Source organism: Trinickia sp., assembly GCF_051954495.1.
In the GTDB taxonomy this organism is placed as follows: Bacteria; Pseudomonadota; Gammaproteobacteria; order Burkholderiales; family Burkholderiaceae; genus Trinickia.
Genome location: NZ_JBQCHR010000177.1, coordinates 1 through 26,442, shown reverse-complemented (window position 1 = coordinate 26,442; position 26,442 = coordinate 1). Strand labels below are relative to the sequence as shown.

At 63.9% G+C, this 26,442-nt stretch carries 21 protein-coding genes; 13 read left to right on the top strand and 8 right to left on the bottom strand.

The genetic code is table 11. From position 1 onward, the window contains the following. Positions 1-98: 98 nt before the first annotated feature. Complete coding sequence (locus ACTHNR_RS24605; protein ID WP_440551047.1) at positions 99-1,118, top strand: DUF2059 domain-containing protein; 1,020 nt, start codon at positions 99-101, stop codon at positions 1,116-1,118. A 17-nt stretch (positions 1,119-1,135) separates the two neighbouring features. Here the strand turns inward: ACTHNR_RS24605 and ACTHNR_RS24600 are convergent, their stop codons facing one another. The 6 genes from ACTHNR_RS24600 to ACTHNR_RS24575 form a co-directional block, all read right to left on the bottom strand. Beyond that, the gene (locus ACTHNR_RS24600; protein WP_440551045.1) at positions 1,136-2,599 is read right to left on the bottom strand and encodes an efflux transporter outer membrane subunit; all 1,464 of its coding nucleotides are present in this window, start codon (positions 2,597-2,599) and stop codon (positions 1,136-1,138) included. Continuing rightward, positions 2,599-3,819, bottom strand: a complete 1,221-nt coding sequence (locus ACTHNR_RS24595) for an efflux RND transporter periplasmic adaptor subunit (RefSeq protein WP_440551043.1) — start codon at positions 3,817-3,819, stop codon at positions 2,599-2,601. The genes ACTHNR_RS24600 and ACTHNR_RS24595 overlap by 1 nt, the downstream gene beginning before the upstream one ends. A gap of 27 nt (positions 3,820-3,846) precedes the next feature. Next, complete coding sequence (locus tag ACTHNR_RS24590; RefSeq protein ID WP_440551041.1) at positions 3,847-7,050, bottom strand: efflux RND transporter permease subunit; 3,204 nt, start codon at positions 7,048-7,050, stop codon at positions 3,847-3,849. Positions 7,051-7,158: 108 nt separating this feature from the next. After that, complete coding sequence (locus tag ACTHNR_RS24585; protein WP_440551039.1) at positions 7,159-8,256, bottom strand: threonine aldolase family protein; 1,098 nt, start codon at positions 8,254-8,256, stop codon at positions 7,159-7,161. A 104-nt stretch (positions 8,257-8,360) separates the two neighbouring features. Then, the gene (locus tag ACTHNR_RS24580) at positions 8,361-9,170 is read right to left on the bottom strand and encodes an AraC family transcriptional regulator (RefSeq protein WP_440551037.1); all 810 of its coding nucleotides are present in this window, start codon (positions 9,168-9,170) and stop codon (positions 8,361-8,363) included. 20 nt (positions 9,171-9,190) lie between these two features. Then, entirely contained in the window at positions 9,191-10,255 is a 1,065-nt protein-coding gene (locus tag ACTHNR_RS24575) for a LysR family transcriptional regulator (protein WP_440551035.1), read from the bottom strand. Positions 10,256-10,329: 74 nt separating this feature from the next. Here ACTHNR_RS24575 and ACTHNR_RS24570 point away from each other — a divergent pair, with 74 nt between their 5' ends. Further along, positions 10,330-11,178, top strand: a complete 849-nt coding sequence (locus ACTHNR_RS24570; protein WP_440551033.1) for an NAD(P)H-binding protein — start codon at positions 10,330-10,332, stop codon at positions 11,176-11,178. A gap of 171 nt (positions 11,179-11,349) precedes the next feature. Further along, entirely contained in the window at positions 11,350-12,036 is a 687-nt protein-coding gene (locus ACTHNR_RS24565) for an HAD-IA family hydrolase (RefSeq protein ID WP_440551031.1), read from the top strand. Positions 12,037-12,091: 55 nt separating this feature from the next. On the opposite strand, the gene ACTHNR_RS24560 is transcribed toward ACTHNR_RS24565, so the two are convergent. Continuing rightward, complete coding sequence (locus tag ACTHNR_RS24560; RefSeq protein ID WP_440551029.1) at positions 12,092-12,364, bottom strand: hypothetical protein; 273 nt, start codon at positions 12,362-12,364, stop codon at positions 12,092-12,094. 177 nt (positions 12,365-12,541) lie between these two features. On the opposite strand from ACTHNR_RS24560, the gene ACTHNR_RS24555 reads away from it, so the two are divergent. From ACTHNR_RS24555 to ACTHNR_RS24535, 5 genes are all read left to right on the top strand, one after another. Next, positions 12,542-13,159: a recombinase family protein gene (locus ACTHNR_RS24555; protein ID WP_440551027.1), complete on the top strand. Its 618-nt coding sequence runs from the start codon at positions 12,542-12,544 to the stop codon at positions 13,157-13,159. A gap of 12 nt (positions 13,160-13,171) precedes the next feature. Next, a complete protein-coding gene (locus ACTHNR_RS24550; RefSeq protein WP_440551025.1) occupies positions 13,172-14,206 on the top strand; it encodes a chemotaxis protein CheB in 1,035 nt (344 codons plus the stop codon). Between the two features lie 33 nt (positions 14,207-14,239). Continuing rightward, the gene (locus ACTHNR_RS24545; RefSeq protein ID WP_440551023.1) at positions 14,240-17,971 is read left to right on the top strand and encodes a CheR family methyltransferase; all 3,732 of its coding nucleotides are present in this window, start codon (positions 14,240-14,242) and stop codon (positions 17,969-17,971) included. Positions 17,972-18,062: 91 nt separating this feature from the next. Further along, on the top strand, positions 18,063-18,635 hold the full coding sequence (locus ACTHNR_RS24540; RefSeq protein ID WP_440551021.1) for a GNAT family N-acetyltransferase: 573 nt from the start codon (positions 18,063-18,065) through the stop codon (positions 18,633-18,635). A gap of 91 nt (positions 18,636-18,726) precedes the next feature. Then, entirely contained in the window at positions 18,727-19,701 is a 975-nt protein-coding gene (locus ACTHNR_RS24535; protein ID WP_440551019.1) for a LysR family transcriptional regulator, read from the top strand. 67 nt (positions 19,702-19,768) lie between these two features. On the opposite strand, the gene ACTHNR_RS24530 is transcribed toward ACTHNR_RS24535, so the two are convergent. Beyond that, positions 19,769-19,897, bottom strand: coding sequence for a hypothetical protein (locus ACTHNR_RS24530; protein ID WP_440551017.1), 129 nt, complete (start codon positions 19,895-19,897; stop codon positions 19,769-19,771). Positions 19,898-20,168: 271 nt separating this feature from the next. On the opposite strand from ACTHNR_RS24530, the gene ACTHNR_RS24525 reads away from it, so the two are divergent. The 5 genes from ACTHNR_RS24525 to ACTHNR_RS24505 form a co-directional block, all read left to right on the top strand. Next, positions 20,169-21,404 carry a DUF445 domain-containing protein gene (locus ACTHNR_RS24525; protein ID WP_440551015.1) on the top strand — a complete coding sequence of 412 codons (1,236 nt, stop codon included), beginning with the start codon at positions 20,169-20,171 and terminating at the stop codon, positions 21,402-21,404. 496 nt (positions 21,405-21,900) lie between these two features. Beyond that, the gene (locus tag ACTHNR_RS24520) at positions 21,901-23,088 is read left to right on the top strand and encodes a hypothetical protein (RefSeq protein ID WP_440551013.1); all 1,188 of its coding nucleotides are present in this window, start codon (positions 21,901-21,903) and stop codon (positions 23,086-23,088) included. Positions 23,089-23,281: 193 nt separating this feature from the next. Then, a complete protein-coding gene (locus ACTHNR_RS24515; protein WP_440551011.1) occupies positions 23,282-23,734 on the top strand; it encodes a MarR family winged helix-turn-helix transcriptional regulator in 453 nt (150 codons plus the stop codon). A gap of 135 nt (positions 23,735-23,869) precedes the next feature. Continuing rightward, entirely contained in the window at positions 23,870-25,120 is a 1,251-nt protein-coding gene (locus tag ACTHNR_RS24510) for an MFS transporter (RefSeq protein ID WP_440551009.1), read from the top strand. A gap of 174 nt (positions 25,121-25,294) precedes the next feature. Further along, positions 25,295-26,442: MFS transporter (locus ACTHNR_RS24505; protein ID WP_440551188.1), on the top strand; the 1,148-nt coding region annotated here is incomplete at its 3' end.

The window sequence follows — 26,442 nt, the reverse complement described above, 5'->3', positions numbered from 1 at the left end:
CAAGCGTAGCGGACCATCGCCTCGCCTGCCGGGCGCCGCAGCGGGCCGGCCCATCGCGATAAAAGGAAAAAAATCGCGTCAACCGGGGGGACATCGCCATGACTCGTCGCGCGGCGCGGATAGGCGCCGGCATCGTTCTCCTATGCCTGCACGGCCCCGCTCAACCGGTGCAGCCGTTGGACGCCCCCGCCTTTTCGCTGAACGCGCCGGCCCAGCACGTGGCCGGCGGCGCAGCGCCGGTCACGCCGCCGGACGCGCTCCAGATCGAAAGGCTGCTGGCGGCTCAACAGTTGAAAACGTCGCCGGCATTGACGCATCCCGGCGCCGACGCCGCGGACGAAATTTCCAACTGCGCGCAGGAGAACATCGGCGCCGTCGATCCCAGCAATCCGAATTGGAACGACAAGGATCCTCGCTGGGAACCTATGCGGCAAACCATCGCGCTCGACTGCGCGCGGCGTCGCGAGGAGCGCATCAAGACCGTCGAGCCCGAGTTGCAGCGCATGTATCGCGACGCGCTGGCGAACAGCTACGCCCATCGTCTTTCGCGCCGCGACGCCGCCGCGTTGATCGGCTTTTACGCCACGGAAACGGGCCGCCGATTTCTGGCGTTTCAGGCTCGCTTGACCACGATCGAATTCAACGCAATGCAGCGGCTCGCACGGGCAGGCGGCGCAAAGGCCCCTGCTTCGCCCGCCACACCGGCGCCCGATGTCATGAAGCGCCGCACGGCCGTGCTTTTGATGTCGCGACAGATATTGCTCATGCTGCAATGGCAAAGCGACGCCGCGCATACCGGCGACGATGTGAGCGGCGGCGCCGTCGCCCCGACGATGATGAGCACGACGGCGACGCTCGAAGGCGATGCGATCGATCGGATCCAAAAGGAATTCGCGCGGGAGTTGCCCGCGTTTTCCGCGTTTCTATCGTCAAAGGCGGAGAAAAACGAGATCCGTGCGCTCGCCGATGCTCAATTGTCGTTCGGCAAAGCGTCGGCCACTCAATTGATCAAGCTCGCCCCCGAATGGAATGGCGATTTGCAAAAGTGGCGCGAGCAGTATCGAAAGCTGCCGGCGAGCGGCGTTCCACCCGCGAGTGCGCCCACGCCGCAGAAATAGGGCGATTGGCCCGCCCCCTACTGCCCACGCGCCGCCATCGGCGGCTTTGACGAGACGTTGTCATCCCATCCGCCGCCCAGCGCTTTGACGAGCGCCACGGCGGCGCCCATCTGCTGCCCGCGCACCTGCGCTTCGGTGCGCTGGCTCGTGAGCAGCGACTGCTGCGCTGCAATCACATTCAGGTAGGCGACGAGCCCGCCCGAGTAACGATCGTTCGCCAGTGAAAGGAGCCGCTGCGAATCCACGACCGCGGCATGCGCCTGCTTCGAAGCCGCGTCGAGCACGGAAAGTCCCGTCACGCCGTCCTGCACTTGCTGAAAAGCGTTGAGCACGGTTTGTCGATAGTTCGCCTGCGCTTCCTGGTAAGCCGCGTTGGCCCGATTCACGTTGGCCTTGCGTCGCCCACCGTCGAAGACGGCCTGGCTCACCTGCGCCCCGAGCGTCCACATCAGGCTCGGGGCCGTCAACAGTTTCGCAAAAGTCGTCGCCTCCCATCCGATGCCGGGACTGAGCACCAGGCTCGGAAAGAAGGCCGCCTTCGCCGCGCCGATTTGCGCATTGGCCGCGGCCATCGCGCGCTCGGCCGACGCGATGTCGGGACGCCGTTGCAGCACATCGCTGGGCACCCCGAGCGCGATCGAAGGCACGTGAAGCTCGACCACTTTCGACGCGATTGCGAATTGCGGCGCCGGTATGCCTATCAGTGCCGCGATCGCATGCTCGTACTGCGCGCGCCGATTGACGAGCAACGTGGCCTGAACGCGCGTGGCGTCGAGCTGCGATTGCTGCTGGTAGAGATCGAGCCCCGAAACCGATCCGAGTTCGTGCTCGGCGTTCACGTAGTCGAGCGCCTTCTTCTGCAAACGCACGGATTGATCCAATACGTCGATTTCCGCATCGAGTTCACGCAGTGCGAAATAGTCCGTCGCAAGATCGGTCGTCAGCACGAGCCGCGCGTTCGCCAAATCGTCGGCGGATTGTTGCTCCGATGCCTTTGCGCCCTCCACTTCGCGTCGGATTCGCCCGAACAAGTCGGCGTCATAGGTGACGGTCGGCTCGAGGGTCACCGAGTTTTGCACCGTCGATTGATTCGGCGTCGCATAGTTCGTCAACGGCCGGTCTTTCGAAATTTTCGCGCGCGCGAGCTGCGCCTGCAGATCGAGTTCGGGCGCCCGCAGCGCCGACGTGGCGGCGAGCGTCGCCTTCGCTTGCTCATAGTGGGCGCTTGCCGCGGCCAGCGTTTGACTTTGTGTCAGTGCGCGCTGCTCGAGCCCGCTCAGTTCGCCATCGTCGAACGCGCGCCACCAATCGAGCGTCAACGGCGCATGGGATGGTTCGGCTTGCCGCCAGTACGAATCGGTTTGCCAGCTCGGCGGCGCGGCCGCATCCGGGCGCTTGTAGTCCGGACCGACCGTACACGCGGCAAGCGTCGCGAAGGCCGTCGACGCGAGCACTGCCTGAATGAAGCCGCCGCCCCGCATCAGGACAACCCCTTGTCCGCGCCGGGCGGCACGATGTTCACGTGGTCGCCCTCGGCGATCGAATCGCTCGGGTTGACGACAATCTTGTCGGTCGGTGCAATGCCGCTGTCGATTTCGAGTTCCTGCCCCAGATCTTGTGCGATCGTGACCTTGTGCAAATGGACGACGCCGTCTCGATCGACGACCGCGAGCCGTGGCCCTTCCGCGCGAAACAGCAGCGTGTTGCCGGGCACGAGCATATGAGCATGCTGGGACTGCGGCATCGCCACTTGCACGTAAGCCCCGGGACGCAGCTTGTCGTCCGGGTTCGGGAGCGTCACTTCGATCTGTAGCGAGCGCGTGATCACGTCGATCGCGCCCGATACGTGCGTGATCGTGCCGCGGAACGATTGCCCCGGCAGTTCGGCTTGCGTGATCTCCACGGGCATGCCTACCTTGACGTTCTGCGAGTAGGCCTGCGGAAGCTGAACATAAACCCGCAGCGGATTGGCTTGCGCGAGCGCGAACAGCGCACGGCTCGTCGCGCTGCCCGCCGTAATCAGATCGCCGATATCCACATTGCGCTGAGTAATGACGCCGTCGAACGGCGCCACGATGCGCTTGAACGACTCCAATTGCCGCAGCCGCTTCACATTGGCATCGGCGGCGGCGAGGTTCGCGACGCCCTGGTTGTAGGCGCCTTGCCGATCGTCGAGCTCCTGCTGCGAAACGGCATCGCGTTGGCGCAGCTGCTGCCAGCGCTCGAGCGTCGTCTTCGCCAGAGCGAGGCTCGCGCTGGCTTGCTGGCGCTGCGCCCGTGCCTGGGCGAGTTCTTGATCGATCTCCGGCGTATCCAGATCGGCCAGCAGTTGGCCTTGCTTCACGTGCGCGCCGATATCGACATACCAATGCAGCAGGTAGCCGGTGGCGCGCGCGTAGATCGGCGATTCCACGAACCCGCGCAACGTGCCGGGCAACAGCATGTCGCCCGCGCCCTTCGCCATCTTCGGCGTCACCACGTCGACGTACTGCTTCGCGTTTTGCGCGGTGGCGCTTGCGGCGGCCCTCTCGTTCCAGATATTCGCTACGACCGAACGCAGCGCGCCCACGGCAAGCAGCGCGAGGACCACGACGAGCGCGATCTTCGCGCGCCGCCACACGCGGTCGCGCGGCGGCAGCATGGGGCCGTCGCCGTCCTCCCTCGGGGGAATAGCCAGGGACGCGTGAGATTCTTCCGTCATATCAAATTACCCAGAAAAACAGTGGCTTCAAGCTTCGTCCGTCTTGTCCGTTTTCTCTCGCGCCCGCGCTTGGCGCTCGCGCCGCCTCGCGAGACGGCCATGAATGCCGCCGAATAGCAACGGCACGAAAAGCAGCGTGGAAACCGTCGCGAACAGCAGCCCGCCGATCACCGCGCGGCCGAGCGGCGCGTTCTGCTCCGCGCCCTCGCCCAGGCCGAGCGCCATCGGCACCATGCCGATGATCATCGCGCAGGCCGTCATCAACACGGGCCGGATACGGCTCGCGCCGGCTTCGAGCGCGGCCGTCAGCGGCGGCGCCCCGGCGGACAGCCGCGCTCGCGCGAACGACACCATCAAAATGCTGTTCGCAGTGGCGACGCCCATCGTCATGATCGCGCCCGTCAACGCCGGTACCGACAGGTGGGTACCCGTCAAGAACAGCATCCAGACGATGCCCGCGAGCGCGGCCGGCAACGCGCTTACGATAATGAGCGGATCGAGCCAAGATTGGAAGTTGACGACGATCAGTAAGTAGACGAGCACGATCGCCATCGCCACACCCACGCCTAAGCCAAGATAGGAGCGCTGCATCGTATCGACCTGGCCGCGCACGGCGATCTGACTGCCGCGCGGCAGCTCGGCGCGCGTCTGCGCGACGAGTCGGTCGATTTGCGCGGCTACGCCGCCGAGATCGCGGCCCTCGACGCTGACGAGCAAATCGACGACGGGGCGGATGTTGTAATGCGTCACCGACGCGAACTGGCGCGCGGGCTGCACTTGAACCAAATTGCCCAGCAATTGCTGCGCGCCCGGCGCATCGGGCGATGCGTTCCGAGCCGCCACGGGCGTGCGCAACAGGGCATCGACGGAGGTCACCTGGTATTGCGGCGTGCGCACCGCGACCTGATATTCGACGCCGTTTCGCGGGTTGAACCAAAAACCGGGTGACGTTTGCGTACTCCCCGCCAATGAAATCAGCACGTTCTGCGCGACATCGTTCGCGTTCAGATTCAATTGCTGCAGGCGCGTGCGATCCATTTCCAGATGAATGATCGGCTCGTCGAATCGTTGCTGAATGTGCGTATCGACCGTACCGCGTATCGTGCGCACCGCTTTCATGAGCCGGCTCGCGGCATCGAAGTTGGCGAGTTGATTGGCCCCGGAGATCTGCACGTCGATCGCGGCCGGCGAACCGAAGTTCAGGATTTGCGTGACGATATCGGCCGGCTGAAAGAAGAATTCGACGCCCGGAAAGCGCTGCGGCAGCATCGCGCGCAATTTGTCGATGTAAATCTGCGAGGGCGCGTGATTGGATGTCAGGGCGATCTGAATGTCACCGTCGAGCGTGCCGATCGTGCCTGCGTTGCTGTACGAAAGGTTGATGCCGCTGTAGGGCAGGCCCAGGTTGTCGAGAATCGTACCGAGGTCGTGCGGCGGCACCACGGTGCGAATCACCTTCTCCACGTCGTCGGCCAGGCGCGCCGTCTCTTCGATCCGCGTGCCCGTGGGTGCGCGCATATGCAGCCGAATGTCGCCCGCATCGACGGACGGAAAGAAATCGGCGCCGAGCACGAACGCCAAGCCGAGCGACGCCACGCAGAACCCGAGGAACGACGCGGCAAACACGCGCCTGCGCACGAGCAGCGTGCTCAGCAGCACGATATAGGCGGCGCGCATCCGCTCGAACGCGGCCTCGAAACGGTGATGCAGCCGCAAAAAGAAGTTCGGCCGCGCGCCCGGCGCACGCCTATGGGCATGGCCCATCAGCAGCATCGCCATCGTCGGCACGAGGGTGCGTGAAAGAATGTACGACGCGAGCATCGCGAAAACGACCGCCTCGGCGAGCGGCACGAACAAGTAGCGCGCCACGCCGGTCAAGAAGAACATCGGCACGAATACGATGCAGATGCACAGCGTCGAAACGAACGCCGGCACGGCGATCTCGCCCGCGCCTTCGAGGATCGCATCGTGCAGATCGGCGCCCAGATGCAGATGCCGCTCGATGTTCTCGATCGTGACGGTCGCATCGTCCACCAAAATGCCTACCGCCAGTGCGAGACCGCCCAGCGTCATGATGTTGATCGTTTGGCCCAGCGCATGCAGGGCGAGGAGCGACGAAAGGATCGAAAGCGGAATCGAGATTGCAATGATGCAGGTGCTGCGCCAATTGCCGAGAAACAGCAAAATCATCGCGGCCGTCAGTGCGGCGGCAATGACGGCCTCGCGCGCGACGCCCGTAATGGCGGCCTTTACAAAGAGGGATTGGTCGAAAAGCGCCCGGATCGTGACGCCCTGCGGCAACGTCGCCTCGACATTGGGCAGCAGCCGGTGCACGGAATCCACCACCGCCAGCGTCGACGCGTTGCCCGCCTTCAGGATGGAGAGCAGCACCCCGCGCCGGCCGTCCTGACGCACGATGTTCGTCTGCGGCGCGAAGCCGTCGCGCACGTGAGCGACTTCACGCAGATACGTCGTTGCGCCGTTGACGGTGCGTACGGGCAAGTCGTTCAAACCGGCGATCGTCGTCGGAGAACCGTTCATGTCGACCGTGTACTCGCGCGGGCCGATCTTGGCGGTGCCCGTCGGCAGGATCAGGTTCTGCGCATTGACGGCATTGACGACGTCGAGCGGCGTGAGCCCCTTGGCCAGCAAGGCGCGGGTATCGATATCGACGGAAACGACGCGGGTCTTGCCCCCGTATGGATAGGGCACCTGCGCCCCAGGGATCGTGATGATCTGCGGCCGCAGGAAATTCAGCGCTGTGTCGTTCAGGTTCTGCTCCGACAGCGTCGGGCTCGACAGCCCGAGCTGAATGACCGGGATCGAGGACGCCGAATAACTGATGATGAGCGGCGGCGTGGCGCCCGGCGGCATTTGCCTCAGTTGGGCCTGCTCGACCGCTACCGTCTGCGCGATGGCCGTTTGAAGACTGGCATTCGGCTGCAGAAACAGCTTGATGATCGCAATGCCGGGCAGCGACTGCGATTCGATGTGCTCGATGTCGCTGACGGTCGTCGTGAGGCCGCGCTCGTTGACCGACGTCATGCGATTGGCGACCTCTTGCGCGGACAGCCCTTGATAGCTCCAGATGATGCTGACGACGGGGATATCGATGTTCGGCAGGATATCGACAGGCGTCCTCATCAGCGAAAATGGCGTCGCCAACACGATGAGGATGGCCATGACGATGAACGTATAGGGCCGCTTGAGGGCAACGTTGACGATCCACATGCAAAGACGCGCCGGAAAATGCGGGAAGAAACGACGACTGTAGTCGACTTGGGGGGCAAAAGTTAATGCCTCCCCCGCAGAATCGCGTGCGAATTTGGGTGGAAACGATTACTGACTGTTACAACCCACGGCGCGGCGCACGCTGTCGAGGAAATGGTCGACATCGGCGGACGTCGTCGCGAACGACGTCACCAGCCGAACGACACCTGGGCCCCAACGGTCGCGATAGAACGTGAAACCTTGCGCGAGCAGCGCATCGATCAGCGCCGACGGCAGCCGGCAAAACAGAATATTCGCCTGCGGCTCGCCCTGCACTTCGATGCACGTGAAGGCCTGCAGCCCAAGCATGAGACGCCGCGCCATGGCGTTCGCCTGCCGCGCATTGCGCAACCAGAGATCGTCGCGCAGATAGGCGTCGATCTGCGCCGACAGAAATCGCATCTTCGAGAAGAGATGGCCCGCACGCTTGCGCCGGAACGCCAACTCGCGAGCGAGCGCCGTATCGAACAGGACGATCGCCTCGGCGGCGGGCACGCCGTTCTTCGTCGCGCCGAACGACAACGCATCCACACCCGCCTTCCATGTCATTTCGGCGGGCGTGCACCCGAGCGCGACAAGCGCATTCGCGAAGCGCGAACCATCCATATGCAGGCGCAGCGAGGCCGACTTGCACACGTCGCCGATGGCTGCGATTTCATCGACCGAATAGACGCTGCCCACCTCGGTGGCTTGCGTGATGCTGACGCACGAGGGTTGCACGGAGTGCACGTCCCCCACTTTCATCCGCGCGGCCGCGCGCAACGCTTCGATGCCGATCTTGGCGGACGGCCCGTCGACGGGCACGAGCTTGGCCGCCCCCGTGAAAAACTCCGGCGCGCCGCATTCGTCGTTGTTCACGTGGCTGCTCGGATGGCACAGCACGCTGCCCCACGGCGGCGTCACAGCAGCGAGGCACAGCGCGTTGGCTGCCGTGCCGGTCGGCACGAGCAGCACGCTCACTTCACGTTCAAAGAGTTCGCTGAACTTGCGCTCGACGCGCGCCGTGATCTCGTCCGCCCCGTACGGCGCCGCTTGACCGACGTTGCTCGCGGCTATCGCCTCGATCACCTCGGGCGACGCCCCGGCAATGTTGTCGCTGGAAAACCCCAAAGCCGGCCGCGTTTCGTGGCCCGGCGGCATATGTTCGTGATTCGCCGTCAATTGCATCGACTCCCGTATCGTCCAGGGGCGCATGCCCCAACCGTTGCAGTAGTCGACATCCTATCGAGGCCGGTGCGGCGGGCATTGTAAAAAATTGACGAACGCGGTGGTCAATAATTCGACGGCGCCACGCCGAATGCCTGACGAAACGCCCGGTTGAAGTGACTTTGATCGTAAAAACCCACCCCCTGCGCCACTTCCGCCACCGTTTGCGGACTACGCGAGAGCAGCGCGCACGCCTGCTCCAGGCGCAAGCGCAGCAACCACGCATAGGGCGTCATTCCGACCGTTTCCTTGAACTGCCGCAAGAACTGGAACCGCCCGAGATCGCACAGCGCCGCCAGCGCATCGAGCGTGATCTTTTCGCTTAGGTGGGCATGACAATAGTCTCTGACCCGCGCCCATCGCGCCGCCGATAAGGCGCCGCTTTTCTCCTGAGGCACGATGGCGCGCGAGCGCGTCAGCAGCAGATTCATGAGCCGCAACCATTCGGATTGCACGGCCAGCGATTCGGCGTCGCCCTCGGCCCGCATCGCATCGAACAGGCGAACGAGCTGCATCGCGAGTTCGGGATCTTCCAGCAGCGCGCCCGGCAAGGCGGGTTCGCGCTGCGTGCCGCTCAGCTCCTCGGCCACGCTGCCGAGCAACTCGCTAGACAGGCGAAACGTACGGAGCGTGTAGCCGCTCACCGAATCGATCGCGCCGTCGTGAATCTCGCCGGGGGGCATCAGCGACACGCAGCCCGGGCCGATCAATACCGTTTTGCCCCTGCACCGTTGCCGCTGCACGCCCTCCGTGACCAGCCCGATGTGATAGTCGAGATGGAAATGCCGGTCGAAGCTGAACGTCGAGAATTGCGCCGCGCCAAGCACGAGCCCAGGCATGTCGGCGATATGTCGGTAGTGCACGCGGTTAGCCATGAATCGCTCCTCGACCAACGTCAAACGACGGTCGCGGCCGACCGCTGGCGGCGCGCTCCCTCGTTCGGGCGAGGCATGTGCGTTTCGGGCGGCCGGAGCACGGGCTTGATGCCGCTGCCGTCATCGCTCAAGCGCTCGCGCAGAAAACCCAGGAAAGCGCTGACCTTCGGCGATGCGCTCAGCCGGGAGGCGTACAACGCATAGAGCTGCAAAGGCTCGCGCTCCCACTGGGGCAGCACCCGCACGAGGCGGCCCGCCTCGACGTCGTATCGCGCCGCATGCTCGTTGAGCAGCGCGATGCCGGCGCCGGCCAAAGTCAGTTGATGCGCGATCGACGGATCGGCCGCGGTCACACGCGGCTCGAACCGCACCTCCTGACGGTTCGCCCCACGCTGCAGCCGCCACGACGACGTGCCGGCCGGCAAGCCCGGCTTGGCGCAGTGCGACGAAATGCAATCGTGGTCGCGCAAATCGGCCGGCGCCTTCGGCATCCCTCTGCCCGCGAGGTAAGCGGGGCTCGCGTAAGGGGCCAGGCGCAGGGTGCACAGCGGCGTGGCGCGCAGCGACGAATCCGCGCTCGGATCGGCCTCTATCACGATGTCGGCCGCCGTATCGCCGGGTCGAGCATCGGCGCCGAGCAGTTGCATCTCCACGCGCACCTGCGGATAGGCCGCGAGAAAATCGCCGAGCACCGGCGCGAGCACGAATCGCGTGAAAGGCACCGACGCGGCGACACGCAGCAGCCCGCGCGGCTTCGCATGCATCGCGCCGATCGCGAGATCGGCTTGCTCGGCTTCCTCCAGCATGCGCATGCAGCGCTCGAGGTAGAGCTCGCCCGCCTCCGTCAGCATCAAACTGCGCGTCGTGCGTTCGATGAGCCTCACGCCCAAGCGCCGCTCGAGCCGCGTCAAAGCCCGGCTCACGCTCGACTTCGGCAAGCCTAAGCGCTCGGCCGCCACCGTGAAGCTCTGCGCTTCGCAGATCCGGGCGAAGCATTGCAGGTCGTTCAGATCGATCATGTTCGCCATTCGCTTATTGTTCCCGCTCAGCAACAGATTGTTCGACAGCTTCCAATTGTTGCTCATGATAGCCATTCTTTCGGTCGGACGTGCGAATCATCCCCGTCATCGCTTTGAACCGAACCCGAAGGAGAACGACGATGTATCTGATTACTGGAGCCGGCGGCAATGTCGGCAGTCAACTCGTTTCGCAACTATCGGCCGCGGGCCACCGCGTCCGCGCTTACGTGCGCGATCCGGCCAAAATCGCGCCGTTCGGCTGGGACAGCCAAGTGGAAATCGCAGTGGGCGACTACGCCACGCCCGACGCGTTCGCCGATGCGCTCGAAGGCGTACAGGGCGTCTTTTTGATGAACATCGGCGATGCCGACGGGTTCGCCCGCCTCGTTTCGCGCATCGCCGAGCGGCGCGTGCCGCGCGTGGTCTTCCTATCCACCACGATGGTCGACATGGCGCCCGATACGATGCTGGCCCGCATGCATCGAGAAAAGGAGGACATCATTCGCGCCGCGAATCTCGATGCACGTGTCCTGCGGCCGACCGGCTTCATGTCCAATACCTTCCTGTGGCTGCCGGGCATCCGTGGGCAAGGCGTCGTGCAAAACCCGATGGGCGAAGGACGCGCCGCGCCGATCGCACCGGACGACATCGCGGCCGTGGCCGCCCACGCGCTGACCGGCGCCTCACCGACCGACACGGTCATGACGCTGACCGGCGGAGAAACCATCAACGTGCCGGAGCAAGTGGCCCTCGTCGCGCGCGCCCTCGATCGTCCGCTGCGCTGTGTCGACATCACCACGGAGACGGCGATCGAAAATCTCGTTCGCGCAGGCGTGCCGGAGCCGGCCGCGGCATCGGTCGCCAAATCGTTCGAAGCCGTCAAGGCCGGGCGTGCCGCCAAGACCACAGACACGGTCGAACGCGTGCTCGGACGTAAACCGCTGCGTTTCGACGAGTGGCTCAATGCGCACATCGAGCGATTCCAATAGCGCCGACCGATTCTCGTCGATTCGTCAAGGCTCATTGGATGAACGAGATAAAGCGGGCGCGCGACGATCGTTAAAAACTGCTAAATACCAGAATTAGCCACGCTTTATCCCGCCGACCCACGACGCGCCTACAATCGCTCCCGTCCTAGCACCGAGCATACGGAGGCCGTCGTGGCGATAGAAACTACTTCGAAAAATGCGTTCCCCCAAGCCGTTCTGTTCGACTTGCTCACGGCGCTGCTCGATTCGTGGACGCTCTGGAACCGCGCGGCCGGCTCGGAGGCACGGGGCCGCGCATGGCGAGCGGCCTACTTGCAGCTCACCTACGGCTGCGGCGACTACGTCGAATACGAGGCGCTGGTCAGAGAAGCGGCAAGGCAAGTCGGCTTGGCTTCGTCCGTCGCCGATTCGCTCGAATCGAACTGGCTCTCGCTCGCTCCGTGGAGCGGCGCGGTCGCGGCGCTCGAGCGACTGCGCCCGCACTGCAAGCTCGCCGTCGTCACGAATTGTTCGGAGCGGCTAGGCCGCCTCGCGGCATCGATTCTGCCCGTCCGTTGGGATGCCATCGTCACGGCCGAGCGTGCCGGCGCATACAAGCCCGATACGCGCCCTTATGCGCTGGCGCTGGCCGAACTCGGCGTCGCCGCCGACAATGCATGCTTCGTCGCGGGATCGAGCTACGACGCCTTCGGCACCGCTCAATGCGGGCTTCGCACGTACTGGCACAACCGGATCGGGCTCTCGCCCGCGCCCGGCGCACCATCGCCCGACATCGAATCGCCGACGCTCGAGGCGCTCGGCGCCTGGGCCGGCGAATTCGGGTCGCGCACGAATCTCTGCGGCACGCGCCGTCGATAGCCCGGCCCAATCGTCGGCACGGTGTGTCACGCCGATGACGACGGCGCCGCCCGCTTCATGCCTCGCCTGGCGCCCCATCGAATGTCAGCAGCGAGCAAGCCGTCACCGTCGCTTCGAGGGGCGCGCTGCTCAGCACGGCCGCGATGTCGGCCAAGCGTTCCTCGCTGCATTCGGCCACGTCCACCGTCATGCATTCGTTGCCGGTGGCGGCATCCACCTTCACGCCCCATCCGTACACTCGCGCGCCATGCTTCGCGAGGCTCCGCCACACTGAAATGACCCGCAGCCGGCCGGCTGGGGCGCGAATCGAAAGTCGTTGGATCATCATCGCGGTTGCCCTTGTTATGACTGTCGAGACGGCGGTCATGGCAAGATGCCATGTACCACAGCGTAAGTTAGAGAAAACGCGATGTGTAGAGAGGCAGCGCGTTCGTATCTCCGCCTTTACGGACACCCTGCTTCCGAGCGGGCGGCACGGCCGAAGGGCGCTGCATTCGTGCTCGGCATGGACCAACACAGGGGCCATCGATTGTCGAAGCTTTACTTTTACTTCAACCTGCCGAACCGGGAAGACGATGACGAGTTGCCCGAGCGGGAGCTCTACGCGCTGGACACGGCGGGCTATACGATCGATCTGCGCCGCGTCGTGATCGACCACGTCGCGCCCTCGACGCCTTCGACGGAACGCAGCGCGCTGACGGGTCTGCTCAGGCGCATGAAAAAGTCGGACGTGCTCGTCGTCACCAAACTCGCATTTCTCGGAAGCAGCGTGCGCGACGCGCTGTCCACGATCGATCGATGCCGTAAAGCAGGCCTGCGCGTGCAGTGCGAGGAAATCGGTCCCGCCAACCTGGCAGCGGTTTCGGCCCCCATTGCCGTTCGCACCATGATGGCCATCGCCGAGATGGAACATCAAAGCGCGAGCGCGAGAACGCGCGCCTATTTGGGGCGGGCAAAAAACGAGGGGCAGGCCCTCGGCCGACCAGCGTCGCTCAATTCACAACAGCAAACGCGCATACTCGAGCGGCTAGCGCGCGGCGCCACGGTAAGCGAGGTGGCAAAGCAGTTTCAGACGTCTCGGCAGACCGTCATGCGCATTCGCGACAAAGCCCGAACGCGCTAAGCCACCCGTGCGATGGGTCCGCTTCTTGCGGGAGTTTCGGACATCCCTGGGGGCCGAACTTTGAGCACGCGAGACACGATCGTATTGGGCGCTTCCGCTGGAGGCGTGGACGCATTATTGGCTATCGTCCAAGCACTGCCCGAGCGCTTGCCCGCGGCCGTGTTCGTCGTACAACATATCGGCGCTCATCCGAGCATGCTGCCGTATATGCTCGAGAAAGCGGGGCGCTTGCCGGCGCGCCATGCGCGCGACGGAGAGCGTATTGTGCAAGGAACGATTTACGTCGCGCCGCCCGACTTGCATATGGTGATCGATGCGGACGTGATTCGAACGGTTCGGGGCCCCAAGCAAAATTTCGCACGGCCGGCGATCGACCCGCTTTTTCGCAGCGCCGCGGTGACCCGTGGCGCGCGTGTGATCGGCGCGATCCTCACCGGCCACCTCGACGACGGAACGGCGGGCTTAGCCGCCATTCGAGCTTGCGGAGGGATGACGATGGTGCAAGACCCCGAACATTCCCATGCGCCGGATATGCCGCGCAACGCCATGCGCACCACCCCGCCCGATTATGTTCTGCCGATCGACACGCTCGGCTCCACCCTGGCTGCGCTGGCAGGCAGCGCCACCACGGGCGACTCGCCCATCGCACCACCGGGCCTCGTACTGGAGAACGAACTCGCGCTCCAGTCGAGTTCGATGGAAAAAATAGCTACCGTCGGCAAGCCTGCTTCCGTCGTTTGTCCGGAATGCGGAGGCACACTATGGAAACTCGACGACAGATCGCCCGTTCGATACCGATGCCACACCGGTCACGCCTATGGCGCGGAGAGCCTGAACGCGGCGAGCGATCATGTCATCGAACGATCGCTTTGGCAAGCATTGCGTGCGCTACATGAAAAGAAAGCAATCAACATTGAACGCGCCGAGTATCATATGAGCCGAGGCGAGCAAAAAAGCGCGCAACGCTATGCGGCGCAAGCGCGCGACGCCGAACAAGCCGCTCGATCATTGGAGCAGCTGCTATATCAACAAGACCAGCCGTCATAACCCGGGGAAGCCACTCACTTTCATCCGGAGACGATGCTTAACCACAACGAGGGTCGATCGGCGCCAGCCCACGGCGCATTTCCCGTCGTCGGCCTTGGCGCTTCCGCAGGCGGGCTCACCGCACTGCAAGCATTCTTCGAGGCTTTGCCGGCCACGACTGGGGCAGCATATGTCGTCGTTTTGCACATTTCCCCCGACCACTCGAGCAACCTCGATAAAGTCATTCAGCAGACGACGTCTATGCCGGTCACTCAAATCACCGCCGGCATCGCGCTCGAACCCAATCGCGTTTATGTGATCGCACCTTCTTGCACCGTCACGCTATCCGGCAATCAAATCGAAGTGTCGGCCACCAGCGATCTCCGAAGGTTGACGGCTGCTATCGACCTATTCTTCCGTTCGCTAGCCGAAGCCCATCGCGAACGCGCCGTGGGCATCGTGCTATCGGGGGCAGGCTCCGATGGTTCGGTCGGCATCAAGCGCATCAAGGAACTCGGCGGCGTGACGATGGCGCAATCGCTCGAGCAAGCCGAATACACAAGCATGCCGCGTGCCGCGATCGAAACGGAAATGGTGGATTTCATCCTCGACGCGAGCGAGATGCCGCAGCGCTTGCTAGATTTGTGGACGCATGCCGGCAGCGTCCAGTTGACTCGCGCATGGGCGGGTCATGCCGCCGCGGAAGGCGCGGACGCGGATGACGACGACCCGTACTCCGACCGCCGGCAACGGGCGTTGCGAGAAATTCTGATCGTGCTGCGCACACGCACCGGTCATGACTTCAAACGCTATAAGAAGGCGAGCGTCCTGCGGCGGATCGAGCGCCGATTGCAGGTCAACGGCTTGGCCGATCTCGAGCATTATCGCGATTACCTGCATACCCACCCGGAAGAAACGCACGCGTTGCTGCAAGACTTGCTCGCGAGCACGACCCACTTCTTTCGCGACGCCGACGCCTTCGAAGCGTTGCGCACCGATATCCTGCCGCTGCTGTTCGCGCGCCGCGGAAGCGAAGAGCCTGTGCGTGTCTGGTCGGCCGGATGCGCGACGGGCGCGGAAGCGTATTCGCTCGCGATGCTGCTGCACGAGGCAGCGCAAAACGCGGCAGACGGCGCGACATTCCAGGTCTTCGCCACCGACGTCGACGAGCGTGCCATCGAGATCGCACGCCAAGGCGTCTATCCGGACGCGGTGTTCGTCGATGTAGAACCCGAACGCGTCAAAAAGTACTTCACGAAGGCCGCGGGCGGCTATCGCATCAGGAAGGATCTGCGCGAGAAAGTCCTGTTCGCCGTGCACAACGTGCTACGCGATCCGCCGTTCTCTCGTCTGGATCTGATTTGCTGTCGCAACCTGCTCGTCCATTTCGATCGCACCGCTCAGCGCGACGTCTTGCGCGCATTCCATTTTGCATTGAGGAGCAACGGCTATCTCTTTCTCGGCGCATCGGAAACGGTCGAAGCCGCGGATTCGCCGTTCTTTATCGTCGACAAGCAGGCGCGCATCTTCAGCAGCGATCGAAACCATCCGGCGCGCATTCCGACCCTCACGGAAGCCAGCGTCAAGCGCGACGCGCCCTTGGCGGCGACGGCGCCGCCCGTTGCGCCACCGTCCGTCAAAAGGGCGTTCTCCTTCGGCGATTTGCACAGCCGGTTGCTGGAAGAGCACGCATTTCCCAGCGTCCTCGTCAATCGCCGTTCGGAGATCGTCCATGTGTCGGATCGGGCGGGACGGTTCCTGCAGTTCGCGGGCGGGGAACCGTCTCATCACGTCCTAGCGGCCATTCGTCCCGAACTGCGGGTCGAATTGCGCACCACGATCTATCAGGCGCTGCAAACACAGCATCGCGTCGATGCCCGTCCGGTGCGAGTCGACCACGGCGGGCACGCATTCATCGTCCGCATGATCGCGCGCCCGCTGCACGACGACGAAACCAAGGACGACTTCGTGCTGATCGTCTTCGACGAGATGCAGGCCGCGACGTCCGATCTGCCGCACTCGCCCACGCCCGACCCGCATGTTTCCGTCATCGCGCAACTCGAGCGCGAACTTCAAAGCATGAGAGAACGGTTGCAGCAAACGGTCGAAGAGTACGAAGTCGCGAACGAGGAACTGCGCGCATCGAACGAAGAATTGATGGCGACGAACGAGGAACTACGCGCGACGACCGAAACGCTCGAGTCGAGCAAGGAGGATCTCGAAGCCGTGAATGCGACGCTGACCGGAGTCAACAGCAATCTGACCACCCAGGTACGCGAGACGGCCAAGGTCAACGACGATCTGCACAACCTCATCACCGCCAACGATCCTCGCACGATCTTCATCGATCGCGCGCTGCGCATCATGCGCTTCACGCCGCTCGCCAAGGAGATCTTCAACATCGGCGAGGCCGATATCGGCCGGCCTTTGCTCGACCTCACGCATCGGCTTCAATACGACAAGCTCGAGGCCGATGCCGCCCAGGCGTTCGAATCGACGCGGCAGGTCGAGCGCGAAATTCGCAGCGCGGACGGGCGCTGGTATCTGGCGCGCTTTCTGCCTTATCGAGCGAGCGGCGATGTGATCGACGGCGCGGTGTTGTCGTTCACGGATATCACGTCCAGCCGGCTCGCCGACGAGCGGCTGCACAGCGCAAGTCAATCGGCGCTCGAAGAGGTCAAGCGCCGCCAAGACGAATTTCTCGCCGTCGTCTCGCACGAGCTCAAGCATCCCCTGAACCTCATCAGCGCGAACGCGGAGTTGATCGCGCGCTCGGCATGGGCCCGCAAGGAGCCTAGCCTCGCGCACGCGGCCGGCACGATCTCCCGCACGGTTTCGGGCCAAGCGCAAATCATCGACGATCTGCTCGACATCTCGCGCGTGCGCACCGGCAAGCTTTCGATCGTCTGCACGGCCGTCGATTTTGCGGATGCGGTTCGGCGAATCTGCGAGACGGTGCGGCAAGAAGCTCGCCACAACGACATCGAACTGGCGTTGTCGCTCCCCGAGCGTCCGGTTGCGATCGAAGCGGACTTGACGCGCATCGAGCAGGTAATCTGGAACCTGCTAGGCAATGCGCTGAAATACACCCAGCGCAACGGCAGAATCGCAGTCGCCTTGCAGACGGACGAGACGCTCGCCAGGCTGACCGTCAGCGACAACGGGATCGGCATCGATCCTACGGTGTTGCCCTATATCTTCGAGATGTTCCAGCGCGGGCAAAGCACGGGCGTGACGCAATCGGGCGGTCTCGGGATCGGACTGTCGCTCGTCAAGGAACTCGTCGCCGTGCACGGCGGCCGCGTCTCCGTGCGCTCCGAGGGCCTGGGGCGCGGCGCGACGTTTACGGTCGAGCTTCCGCGGCTGCTGGGCGAAGCGGACATCGTCCGCGGCGGCGGACACCCCGCGGCGTTCCTGCGCAACACCGAAGTGGTGCTCGTTGACGACGATCGGGAGACCGTCGAAGCGTTCAAGATGCTGCTCGAAACGGAGGGGGCGAACGTCATCGTCGCGACCGCCGGCGACGAAGCCCTACGAATCCTCGACGATCGTTCCCCTTCTTTCATCCTGTCGGACCTCGGGATGCCCGGCATGAGCGGCGTCGAATTGATCGTGGCCGTGCGCAAACGCGACCGGCTGGCCAACGTCAAGGCCATTGCGCTGAGCGGCTTCGGCCGGGACAGCGACGTTCAATCCGCGCTGCGCGCGGGGTTCGACGCGCACCTCACGAAGCCCGTTACGCTCGACGCGCTGCTCGATACGATGGCGCGCTTACGCGCGCGATAGCCCCTGCTTTCAGAGGGGACGCCGTTGACGCGGGCTTTGCGGCGAGCTACGCTCAGCGCCGCCCCCTTCCGCCCATCGAGCGCCGATCACCATGACGTCGATCCTTTCGCCGCGGCTCAATCACCGTCTCGTCACCGACCGCCTCACGCTCGAGCCTATCAACGTCGACTTCGCTTATCGGGTGCTCGACTATCACCGCGACAATCGTGCGCATTTACAGCCGTGGGAGCCGCTTCGGCGGGCCGAATTCTTCACGCTCGACGCCATGACCGCGCGGCTGCGCACGATGGCGGACTGCATCGCGACGGGCGAAGCGCTGCATTGGGTCATGTTCGAAGGGGATTTCGACGTCGTAATCGGCGAATGCAACTTCACGAACATCGTCAGGGGTCCGTTTCTCGCCTGTCATCTCGGCTACTCGATCGATCATCGGCGCGAGGGTAAAGGTTTGATGCGCGAAGGGCTGACCGCGGCCATCGACTACATGTTCGAGCGCGTCGGACTGCATCGGATCATGGCGAGCTATCGCCCCGAGAACCTGCGCAGCGAACGGCTGCTGCGCGCGCTCGGGTTCGAGCGCGAAGGCTACGCGCGCGACTACCTGAAGATCAACGGCGCGTGGGCCGATCACGTGCTGACGTCGCTGATCAATCCGGCATCCTGAACGCGCGGCTTTCGCGCCCCGTTTCGCGTGGGGCTTGAATCTTCCCTACCGGGCGGACTATGCTTTCCCGTTGGTCACCGGAGGGAAAGGCATGGACCGCATACAAGCAATGCAAGTTTTTACGCGTGTCGTCGACGCAAACAGCTTCACGCGGGCGGCGGAAACGCTCGGCATGCCGCGCGCGTCGGTGACGACGATCATCCAGAACCTGGAAGCGTTTCTCGGTGTACGCCTGATGCACCGAACCACGCGCCGGCTATCGCTCACGCCCGACGGCGCCGCCTATTACGAGCATTGCGTCAAAATCATCACCGAAATCGATGAAACCGATGCGAGCTTCCAAGCCGGCAATCGCAAGCCCAGCGGCGCGCTGCGCGTGCACATGCCGAGCGCGCTCGGGCGGCGCATCGTCATTCCGTCGCTGTCCACGTTCCATCAGCGCTATCCCGACATCACCCTCGATCTGGGCCTCTCCGATCGTCCCGTCGATCCGATCGAGGAAGGCGTCGATTGCATGCTCCGCATCGGGCCGCTCGAGGATTCGTCGATGGTGGCGCGCCGGATCGGCATGCTCAAGCGCGTGACATGCGCCTCGCCCAGCTACCTCGCGCGCCATGGAGAGCCCAAGAGCATCGAAGCGCTGTCGACGCACCATGCCGTGAATTTTCGTGCGGCGCATGGCGGGCGGCCTATTCCGTGGGTATTCGTCATCGACGGCAAACCCGTCGAAGTCAAGATGGAGAGCCTCGTCTCGGTCAACGATTCGGATGCCTACGTGAGCTGCGGGCTCGAAGGGTTCGGCATGATCCAGCCCACGCTGTTCATGGTGCTGCCTCACCTGCTGGACGGCTCGCTCAAGGAAGTGCTGCCCGGGTTCAACCCGAAGCCGAAGCCCATTTCGATCGTCTATCCGCACAATCGGCACCTTTCGGCGAAAGTGCGAGCGTTCGCCGAGTGGATCGCCGAATTGTTCGATTCGATGCCCGCGCTCGAAAACGAACCGCGGACGCGCGAGAGCACGCCGGGAAAGGAAGGCCGCGCGCGCCGCGACGCGGTGATGGCTTAACGCAGCGTGCGGCTCATTTCCGCAATCGGAAGCCTTTCGATGAGATCGAGCAACCTCGTTTCCGGCTTCAAGAGGTGCATCGACGGCTCTGCAATCCGGTGGCGCCCGCGAGTTCGTCGCGCGTCATTCCCTGCTCGAGGCGGACGGCGCGCAGATAGCGGCCGAGCGATGCCGGATCGTGGATAGCGTGTGCCATAGCAACTCGTTCGTTTCCGTACGGGAACGTATCCGAACGGGAACGGAACGAGTAAGAAGGCGATTTCCGGATCAATTCGTTTCCGATAGGGAACGAACTGATCAATTTAGATTCGAATTCGACGGTTCGTTCCCGCTCGGAAACGCGGCGTACGGCGCTGGACAGGTAACACAGCAGGACGCGCGAAACTTGCGGCGGGTGATACGACGCACTGCAATAGACTCGAACGATGGCAAACGACAGGCTTGCGCCTCACGACATCCGCGCGCCCATGGAGCGGAAAATCCGCGCCTACGTGCGAATGAAGGGTCTCGCCACCGCTTTGCTGGCGGCCATGGCCGCGCTGTATGGCGTCGCACGCTTCTATGAGTCGCAATGGCCCGCGCTCGGCTTCGTGCGCGCCCTAGCTGAAGCGGCCATGGTGGGCGGCATCGCCGACTGGTTCGCGGTCACCGCGCTGTTTCGTCACCCGCTGCACCTGCCGCTGCCCCACACCGCGATCATTCCGCGCAACAAGGACCGCATCGGCGAAAACTTGGCGAAGTTCGTCGAGACGAACTTCCTCGCCCCCGAAATCATCGCCGGAAAACTGGAACGGATGGATCTCACGATCCAGTTCGCGCGCTGGCTTTCCGATCCCGTGCGCGGCCGGCAAATCGCCCGGTGGACGCTCGACTTTCTACCGAACCTGCTCGCCGCAATCGACGACGAAGACGTTCGCCGCTTCCTCCACGACAATCTGGCGCGGCGCGTTCGGGATCTCGACACGCCGTCGATCGTCGGCGCCATCGCCGATACGCTGCTCGAGGACAATCGCCATCACGCCGTCGTCACGGAACTGCTCGGGCAGTTGACCCTCCTCTTCGAAGAGCACAAACCCACGATCCGGCAACGTGTGCGCGAAAGCACCGCCTGGATCTGGAAAAAGCTCTCGATCGACGAGAAAGTGTCCGACAACCTGATCGCCGTGGTCGACGAGACACTCAAAGATCTCAGCGAAAATCCCGAACATGCGTGGCGACGCGGCTTCGACGACGCCATCCGCCGCTTCGTCGTGGAGCTGAGAACGTCGCCCGAGTACTTGGCCAAGTGGGAGGCGCTCAAGGAACGATTTCTCGACCATCCAGCCGTTAAGGACTACTTAGCAACGGTCTGGCGCGAAATCAAAACGAGCGTCGAACGCGACGCACGCGCCCCCGATTCGTACATCGAGGCCCGCATCGAAGAAGCGATTGCCGGCATCGCCAAGGGACTGATCGAGGATGCAGCCATGCGCGAACGGCTGAACGCCTGGCTGCGCGAGACGATGCTGACCGTAATCGACAATCAGCGGCATGGCATCGCACGCTTGATTTCCGACACCGTTCGCCATTGGGACGCCGACACGGTCACGCAAAAAATCGAATGGGAAGTGGGCCGCGACCTGCAGTTCGTCCGTATCAACGGCACGGTCATCGGGGGACTCGTCGGCCTAGTGCTTCATACGATCGACGTCCTTATCTTCTGATCGTACGATGTACTGAAATCCCCTCTGTCCCGGCACGCGCCGCGCACCTCCGAGATTTTTTTCAATTTTTTTTCGCTGACGAAGCATCGTCGCTTCTCACGCGTTGCCCGATCACGCGACTTTTTTTCCTTGCCGCATAAAAACCTCGACGCTACGCTAAGCGCAGACAGATAGACAACCAAGCTCTACCTCTCCATCCACCGCATTCGAGCGGCGAGACCAATCGTTCCGGCGCAGTTCGCCGGAGCCGCAAGCAGTACGGTTTGCGCGCACGCGGCACGCACGCAAGCCGGCACGCGAGAGGCGCGTTCCGCCATGTTCGACATGGCCTCACGCGTCGGACGCATCGCCCTACCCCAGGCAGACAGATCCTCCGCTTCGGCGCTTCGGACCCTTGCGTCCGCGTGCCTGCGAGGCCTGTCGCTCTCGGCGTATCTCGCACGCATTCATTTCAACGATCGGCTATCGACTATCAACCATCAAAGGCAGAGGCGACATGTTGCATAACATCAGTTCACGTTTCATTGCGATCGGCGTGGTTCTTGCGCTCGCGGGCTGCGGAGGCGGCGGGGGCGGCGGCACCTCCGCCGGGGCGGGCAGCAGCGCGGGCAGCGCGTCGGGCTCGGGCGGCTCGTCCACACCCACGCTCGCGGCCGCTACCGCTGTCGTCGACGGCGCGGCGCTCGGCGCCGTGAATTGGCAATCGGGCTCGACTTCGACCGGCGGCCAAGGGCAAGCCGTCAGCGGCCTGAACTGCGCGGCGGTCGGCAACAGCTATAGCTACGCGCATCTGTCGATCTACATGAACGGCAAGCAATTGGCCGTGCCGGCCGGCATCGGCACGGTCGTGCCGACGTTGGCGGCGCCCACGGGCTGCGCGTATCCGCTGAATACGGTCGACCAGACCGGCAAGATTCGCATGGATACGACGAGCGGAGCCTCGTACACGCTGGGGCAGTTCTTCGCGATTTGGGGCGAACCGCTGAGCGCGACCAACGTCGCGGGGCTGCAAGGCACGCCGGTCACGGCCTATGTCAACGACGGCGGCTCGCTGACGAAATACACCGGCGATCTCGCCAGCCTTCCCCTCGCCGCCCATCGGGAAGTGACGCTCGTGATCGGCAACGCGCTGACGCAAATTCCGACCTACACGTGGTCGGATCCGCCGCCGTTCAATCCCACCCCGGTCACCCTCGCCTATAACGGCGTCATCGGCACCGCGTTCTGGCCTGACGGCAATACGCCGTCGGGCGGCACCGGCGCGAACGTCGACGGTTTGACTTGCGCGCCGGGCATGGCGGTCAACTATCACGTGCACGCCCACCTAGCGATCTTCAACAACGGACAGCAGCTCGCGTTGCCGAAGAACATCGGCATTTTGTCCAGCTGCGACTACGAGATGCATACGCACGACCAGACCGGCATCATTCATATCGAAGCGCCCAACGTCAAGAGCTACACGCTCGGCGACTTCTTCGATATCTGGGGCGAGCCGCTGACGAGCACGAACGTGGCGGGCATCACGGGCGACGTCGTCGCATATATCAACGACAACGGCGAATCGCGTCGCTATATGGGCGACCTGCGCAACATCGTGCTCATCTCCCACCGAGACGTCACGCTGCAAATCGGCACGCCGGCGGTCAGCAGCCTCGCAACGTATTCGTGGTACGAGCCGCAATGAAACGCGCGAGATCTCGCTAGGCCGGTCTAATTCGCACCAGGCCTCGGTAGATCCCAGTAAACCGGTTCACCTCACCGCGGCCGCGTACTCCTGTAACGGAGTCCGCGGCCGCGGTGCGTTCGGCAGTCCCACGACCGCACCAGTACAAAGCCAATCTGTGCAGTTTACCTTCGCATCGACTACAATGTCCGCCATGGACAAGCGACGCAAGGATGAAGAAAACCCGCTCGCCGCCGCATTGGCCGGCGATATTCGAGCGGTCGTCGCGCGGCTCAAGCGCCGGCTGCGCGAGCAAGGAGCGGTGGGCGACTTCACGCCGTCGCAGATCGCGGTACTGCTGCGCCTGGAGCGCGACGGGCCCGCCACCGTCTCGAGTCTCGCACGCGCCGAAGGCATGCGGCCCCAATCGATGGGCACGACCATCGCGCCGCTCGAAGCGGCCGGTCTCGTCGTCGGGTCGCCCGATCCGAACGACGGGCGGCAAACGTTGCTCGCGCTGACCGAATCGTGTCGCACCTATCTGCGCGAAAGTCGCGCCGCCCGACAAGATTGGCTTCATCGCACGATTCAAATTCGGCTGACGCCCGGCGAACAGGTCGAACTCGCGGCCGCGGTCAAACTGCTGGAGCGGCTCGCCGCCGACTGAGCCCTTTCCCGATTCGATGCCCGAACTTATTGCGCGAACCCATTTCATGCCCGCCGCCGGAACCGATCCCAGCCCTCTTTTGCGGCTCTCGCCGAACGCTGTCGAAGCCCGTGCGGGCCTATGCGAGGGGCAATCGTGAGCGATACGGCCGACGGCGTATTCCGATCGCTGCGCTTTTTCAACTACCGGGTGTGGGCCGCCGGCGCAATCGTCTCGAACATCGGCACCTGGATGCAGCGCACGGCGCAGGACTGGCTCGTGCTGACCGGCCTCACGCACCATAGCGCCTCCGCCGTGAGCATCGTGATGTCGTTGCAGTTCGGGCCGCAGCTACTGCTATTGCCCGTTAGCGGGTATGCGGCCGATCATCTCGACCGGCGCAAATTGCTGATGTTCACGCAAGCCGCGCAAGGCGCGCTCGCGCTGGGGCTGGGCGTGCTCACGATCGCGGGCTTCGTGCAGCTATGGCACGTCTACCTGTTCGCGTTCTTGTTCGGATGCGCGACAGCCTTGGACGCACCGGTGCGGCAGACCTTCGTATCCGAGCTCGTCGGCGACGCCGAATTGCCCAATGCCGTCGCGCTCAATTCCACGTCGTTCAATCTGGCGCGCATGGTCGGTCCCGCCGTGGCGGGCATCGTCATTGCCTCGGTCGACACGGGCTGGGCGTTCGTGTTGAACGGCGTGTCGTTCGCCGCCGTGCTCGTGTCGCTGGGCTACATGCGCACGTACGAATTGCGCCGCGGCCCGCGCGCCGTGCGCACCGTCGGCGGGTTCGCCGCGGGCTTTCGCTATGTCTGGGGCCGTCCCGACCTGAGAGCCACCGTGGTCATGCTGTTCCTCATCGGCACGTTCGGCTTGAACTTCCCGATTTTTATTTCCACGATGGCCGTCAGCGTGTTTCATGCGGATGCGAGCCGCTACGGCGCGCTCTCGTCGATGATGGCCGTGGGCACCGTCACCGGCGCGCTTGCCAGCGCACGCATGGGCCGGCCTCGCTTTTCGTCGATGGTGATATCGTCGGCCGTGTTCGGCATCGGCTGTACCATCGCCGCGCTCGCGCCGAGCTATTGGACGTTCGGCGCGGCGCTCGTCGTCATCGGCATCGCATCCTTGCTGTTTCTGACGACGACCAACAGTCTCATGCAATTGTCGACGGAGCCCGAGATGCGAGGCCGCGTCATGGCCATTCGCCTTGCCGTCGCACTCGGCGGCACGCCGCTCGGCGCGCCGATCGTCGGCTGGGTGGCCGATCATGCGGGGCCGAGATGGGCCATCGTCGTGGGCGCCGCATCGGGCTTCGCGGCGGCGCTGGTCGCCGCGCGCGCGCTGGCGAAAGAGCGCGACGGGGAGCGCGCCCGGGCAACCCTCGCCGCCGAGGAATAGAAGACCAACATGCAGAACCCATCGGACACCGACGTGCGAACGGATACTCCCCCCGATACATCCAAACAGGCGGCTGCGTTGCAGCAGACCCATGACACGGGCTCGCCACGCAATGGGCGACAAGCCGGCGATTCGCTGGGCCCTTTGCCGTACGTTGTGGCCGCGACGTTCTTCATGGAGTATCTCGACACGACGGTGATCGCGACCGCCTTGCCGCAAATGGCGCATGCGTTCGCCACGAGCCCGAACGCGCTCAGTCTCGGCATGAGCGCCTACATGATCGCGCTGGCGATCTTCATTCCGGCGAGCGGCTGGGTCGCCGACCGATTCGGCTCGCGCAGCGTGTTTTTTTCCGCGATCGTGACCTTCACCGTCGCGTCGCTGCTGTGCGGACTGTCGCAAAACGTCGTCGAGTTTACGGCCGCGCGCGTGCTTCAAGGCGTCGGCGGTGCGTTGATGGTGCCCGTGGGGCGGCTGATCGTGGTGAGGAGCACCGATAAAAGCCGGCTGATGCAGGCCATCTCCACGATCACGTGGCCCGGCATCGTCGCCCCGGTCGTGGGTCCGCCGTTGGGCGGCTTCATTACGACGTACGCCTCGTGGCGGTGGATTTTCCTGCTGAATTTGCCCGTTTGCGTGGCCGTGCTGTGCGCAGTCGCGACATGGGTGCCGAACCTGCGCGGCGAGCAGCGCAAGCCGCTCGATCTGGTGGGGTTGGGGCTCAGCGGCCTGACGCTCACGGCGATTCTTTACGGCGCCGATCTGGCGAGCCAGCCCGATACGAATCCGCTCGTCGGGCTCGCCCTCGTCGCGGCCGGCGTGGCGTGCGGCGTCATCGCGTATTGGCACGCGCGCCGGCACGCCCACCCGCTCATCGATATCACGACGCTCAGGATTCCTACGTTTTCCGTCACCGTGGTGACGGGCTCGCTCACGCGCATCGGCATCGGTGCTGTGCCCTATTTGATGCCGCTGCTGTTTCAGATCGGGTTCGGTCTGTCCGCATTCAAGTCGGGCCTGCTGCTGCTCGCGAGCGCCGTGGGCAACCTCGGCATGAAGGCGCTCACCACGCCCATTCTGCAGCGATACGGGTTCAAGCGCGTGGCGATCGTCGATTGCTTGATTTGCGCGGCGTTTACGGTTGCCTGCGGCCTGCTTACGCCCGATACGCCGCTAGCTTGGACGCTGTTCGTCGTGCTCGTGTACGGCATCACGCGTTCGATGCAGTTTTCGACGATGGCGACGCTCGCTTATGCGGACGTGCCGTCAGCGCAGATGAGCGGAGCCAACACGCTTTGGAATGCCGCCGCGCAAACGGGTAC

What these genes read in the sequence shown, in the direction of transcription:
- ACTHNR_RS24605 (WP_440551047.1), top strand. Translation starts at nt 99, where the DNA reads ATGACTCGTCGCGCGGCGCGGATAGGCGCCGGCATCGTTCTCCTATGC.
- ACTHNR_RS24600 (WP_440551045.1), bottom strand. Translation starts at nt 2,599, where the DNA reads ATGCGGGGCGGCGGCTTCATTCAGGCAGTGCTCGCGTCGACGGCCTTC.
- ACTHNR_RS24595 (WP_440551043.1), bottom strand. Translation starts at nt 3,819, where the DNA reads ATGACGGAAGAATCTCACGCGTCCCTGGCTATTCCCCCGAGGGAGGAC.
- ACTHNR_RS24590 (WP_440551041.1), bottom strand. Translation starts at nt 7,050, where the DNA reads ATGTGGATCGTCAACGTTGCCCTCAAGCGGCCCTATACGTTCATCGTC.
- ACTHNR_RS24585 (WP_440551039.1), bottom strand. Translation starts at nt 8,256, where the DNA reads ATGCAATTGACGGCGAATCACGAACATATGCCGCCGGGCCACGAAACG.
- ACTHNR_RS24580 (WP_440551037.1), bottom strand. Translation starts at nt 9,170, where the DNA reads ATGGCTAACCGCGTGCACTACCGACATATCGCCGACATGCCTGGGCTC.
- ACTHNR_RS24575 (WP_440551035.1), bottom strand. Translation starts at nt 10,255, where the DNA reads ATGAGCAACAATTGGAAGCTGTCGAACAATCTGTTGCTGAGCGGGAAC.
- ACTHNR_RS24570 (WP_440551033.1), top strand. Translation starts at nt 10,330, where the DNA reads ATGTATCTGATTACTGGAGCCGGCGGCAATGTCGGCAGTCAACTCGTT.
- ACTHNR_RS24560 (WP_440551029.1), bottom strand. Translation starts at nt 12,364, where the DNA reads ATGATGATCCAACGACTTTCGATTCGCGCCCCAGCCGGCCGGCTGCGG.
- ACTHNR_RS24555 (WP_440551027.1), top strand. Translation starts at nt 12,542, where the DNA reads ATGGACCAACACAGGGGCCATCGATTGTCGAAGCTTTACTTTTACTTC.
- ACTHNR_RS24550 (WP_440551025.1), top strand. Translation starts at nt 13,172, where the DNA reads ATGGGTCCGCTTCTTGCGGGAGTTTCGGACATCCCTGGGGGCCGAACT.
- ACTHNR_RS24545 (WP_440551023.1), top strand. Translation starts at nt 14,240, where the DNA reads ATGCTTAACCACAACGAGGGTCGATCGGCGCCAGCCCACGGCGCATTT.
- ACTHNR_RS24540 (WP_440551021.1), top strand. Translation starts at nt 18,063, where the DNA reads ATGACGTCGATCCTTTCGCCGCGGCTCAATCACCGTCTCGTCACCGAC.
- ACTHNR_RS24535 (WP_440551019.1), top strand. Translation starts at nt 18,727, where the DNA reads ATGGACCGCATACAAGCAATGCAAGTTTTTACGCGTGTCGTCGACGCA.
- ACTHNR_RS24530 (WP_440551017.1), bottom strand. Translation starts at nt 19,897, where the DNA reads ATGGCACACGCTATCCACGATCCGGCATCGCTCGGCCGCTATCTGCGC.
- ACTHNR_RS24525 (WP_440551015.1), top strand. Translation starts at nt 20,169, where the DNA reads ATGGAGCGGAAAATCCGCGCCTACGTGCGAATGAAGGGTCTCGCCACC.
- ACTHNR_RS24520 (WP_440551013.1), top strand. Translation starts at nt 21,901, where the DNA reads ATGTTGCATAACATCAGTTCACGTTTCATTGCGATCGGCGTGGTTCTT.
- ACTHNR_RS24515 (WP_440551011.1), top strand. Translation starts at nt 23,282, where the DNA reads ATGGACAAGCGACGCAAGGATGAAGAAAACCCGCTCGCCGCCGCATTG.